We start from the raw sequence: 2,713 nt of genomic DNA, 5'->3' as shown, positions 1-2,713 counted from the left end.
GCGGCCGGAGCCCCGCCCCGTCGGGGAGGGGGCCGGCGGTGCTGGGCGCGACGGGCAACGGGATGTCGAGGGTCTCCCCGATGCCGAGCTTCTCCGCCTGGCCGACGAGGGCCTCACGTCCGTCGTCGATCCCCATCTCGACGAAGGCCGTGTTGCACGACCGCGCGAACGCCTCCCGCAACGTCACCGTCGGTGCGCCACCGCACGCCGCCCCGCCGTAGTTCTCGAGGGTGGTCGCGGTGTCGGGCAGGGTGATCTGCGGTGCCGCGGTGAACTGCGTGTCGGGGGTGACCCCGTTCTCGAGCGCGGCCGCGGTCACCACGACCTTGAACGTCGAGCCCGGAGGATAGGTCTGGGAGATCGCGCGGTTGAGCATCGGCTTGTCGGGATCGGCGTTCAGCTCGTCCCAGGCCTGGGAGGTCGCGGCGCCGTCGTGCCCCGACAGGCGGTTGGGGTCGTAGCTCGGGGTGCTCACCATCGCGAGGATCCTGCCGGTGCTCGGCTCGATCGCGACCACCGAACCCGTGTAACCCTTCGCGGTCAGCTCGTCGTAGGCCACCTGCTGCACGACCGGATCGATCGTCGACACGACGTTGCCGCCGCGCGGGTTGCGACCCGACACCAGGTCGAACAGGCGACGGCCGAACAGCAGGCTGTCGGAACCGTTGAGCAGCGAGTCCTCGGACCGCTCGAGTCCGGTGCTGCCGTACTGCATCGAGTAGAAGCCCGTCACGGGCGCGTAGGCCAGCGGACTCATCGGCTGGGTCGGCGGTGCCGGGTATTCGCGCAGGTACTTGTAGCGGCTGTCGGTGGGCACCGACACCGCGAGAGCCTGCCCGGCCGCGGCGATCTGTCCGCGCTGACGGGAGTACTCGTCGATCAGCACACGCGAGTTGCGCGGATCGGTGCGGAGATCGTCGGCCTTGATGACCTGTACGTAGGTGGCGTTTGCGAGCAACGCGACGACCATGAACATCACGGCCATCGCGACCTTGCGGAGCGGACCGTTCATTCGCGCCCCATCATTTCGGTCCGGGCCTCGGCGATGGGCGTGGGCGCCTTCTTACGGGGGATCGCGGGTTGGCGGGCAGCGTGCGAGATCTTCATCAGCAGAGCCAGGAGCAGATAGTTTGCGAGCAGAGACGAGCCACCGTAGGACACGAACGGTGTGGTCAGACCGGTCAGGGGAATCAACTTCGTGACCCCGCCGACCACCACGAACAGCTGGACGGCGAGGGTGAACGACAGGCCGGCGGCGAGCAGCTTGCCGAAGCTGTCGCGCACCGCCAGCGCCGTACGCATGCCGCGGACGACGAGGATCAGGAACAGCAGCAGGATGGCGGCGAGACCGATCAGGCCCAGCTCCTCACCGATCGCCGCGACGACGAAGTCGGTCTTCGCGAACGGCACCTGCCCCGGCCGTCCGCTGCCCAGGCCGGTGCCGGCGACTCCGCCGGTTGCGAGACCGAACAGGGACTGGGAGATCTGGTAGCCGGTGTTGTTGTAGTCGGCGAGCGGATCGAGCCACGTCTCCACACGCACCCGCACGTGGCCGAACATCTGGTACGCCGCGTAGAAGCCGACGGCGAGCAGCGAGAACCCGATGATCAGCCAGCCGACGCGTTCGGTCGCGATGTAGAGCATCACCAGCACGGTGGTGAACAGCAGCAACGACGTGCCGAGATCCTTCTCGAAGACCATCACGCCGATCGAGATGATCCAGGCCGCCAGGATCGGACCGAGATCGCGGGCCCGGGGGAAATCCATGCCGAGGAAGTGCTTGCCCGCCGTGGTGAACAGATCGCGTTTCGCCACGAGGACCGACGCGAAGAAGATGATCAGCAGAATCTTCGCGAACTCACCGGGCTGGATGCTGAAACCTGGCAGCCGGATCCAGATCTTCGCGCCGTTGACCTCGGAGAAGCGGCTCGGCAGCAGGGCCGGGATCGCGAGTGCCACCAGCCCGACGAGGCCGAGCGTGTAGCTGAAGCGCGCGAGCAACCGGTAGTCGTGCAGGAACACGAGTACGACGATGAACAACCCGATACCGAGCGCCGTCCACAGCACCTGCTGCGTCGCATCGGGCGACGGTGGCGGAAGGCCCATGTAGCGGGCGTTCTCCTGATCGGACAGATCGAGCCGGTGGATGAGCACGAGCCCGAGACCGTTGAGCAGCGCGACGATCGGCAGCAGCAGAGGATCGGCGTACTTCGCGAAGCGCCGGACCGCGAGGTGCGCGGCGAGGAACAGCGCCGCGAACGTCACCCCGTACTTGAGCAGGTCGAGGGTGAGCGCCTGCTCCATCGAGACCTCGACGAGCATCAGCGACACCGTCGTCACACCGATGGCCGCGACGATCAGGGCCAGTTCGGTGTTGCGCCGGGTCGACTGGACCGGAGCCGGGGCGAAACCTCCCGGAGGACTCGGGAAGGCCCCCACACCATGGGACACCGACATCAGGCGCCCACCCTGCAGTTCTGACCGGGGATCTGGGGCGCGGGTTCGGGAGCCGGTTCCGTGTTCGGAGCGGGTTCGCCGGGGGCCGGCTCCCCCGGGAGCGGCGCCCCGGGTTGCGACGCCGGTGCGGGCTCACCCGGTTGCGGTGCGGGCTCGCCGGGCGCCGGAGGCTGCACCGCAGGTGTCTCGGTGGGCGGAGTGCCGTTCGGTCCGGGCGCCGGCGTCGGCTCTCCCGGGCCCGGGGCGGGCGGCACTC

Annotated in this window: 2 protein-coding genes and 1 pseudogene; all 3 read right to left on the bottom strand. The window is 68.6% G+C overall.

What is annotated here, in order from left to right; all coding sequences use genetic code 11:
- Window positions 1–1,012 (bottom strand): penicillin-binding transpeptidase domain-containing protein (locus tag A8G18_RS22185; protein WP_064065576.1); only part of this gene is annotated, 1,012 nt, incomplete at its 3' end.
- The gene (locus tag A8G18_RS22180; protein WP_026002729.1) at window positions 1,009–2,457 is read right to left on the bottom strand and encodes an FtsW/RodA/SpoVE family cell cycle protein; all 1,449 of its coding nucleotides are present in this window, start codon (window positions 2,455–2,457) and stop codon (window positions 1,009–1,011) included. The genes A8G18_RS22185 and A8G18_RS22180, both read right to left, overlap by 4 nt.
- Window positions 2,457–2,713, bottom strand: a pseudogene (locus tag A8G18_RS22685) (serine/threonine protein phosphatase); the annotation flags it as partial. The gene A8G18_RS22180 and the pseudogene A8G18_RS22685, both read right to left, overlap by 1 nt.

The organism is Rhodococcus gordoniae (genome assembly GCF_001646655.1).
In the GTDB taxonomy this organism is placed as follows: domain Bacteria; phylum Actinomycetota; class Actinomycetes; order Mycobacteriales; family Mycobacteriaceae; genus Rhodococcus; species Rhodococcus gordoniae.
This window is presented reverse-complemented; position numbering and strand designations above follow the sequence as displayed.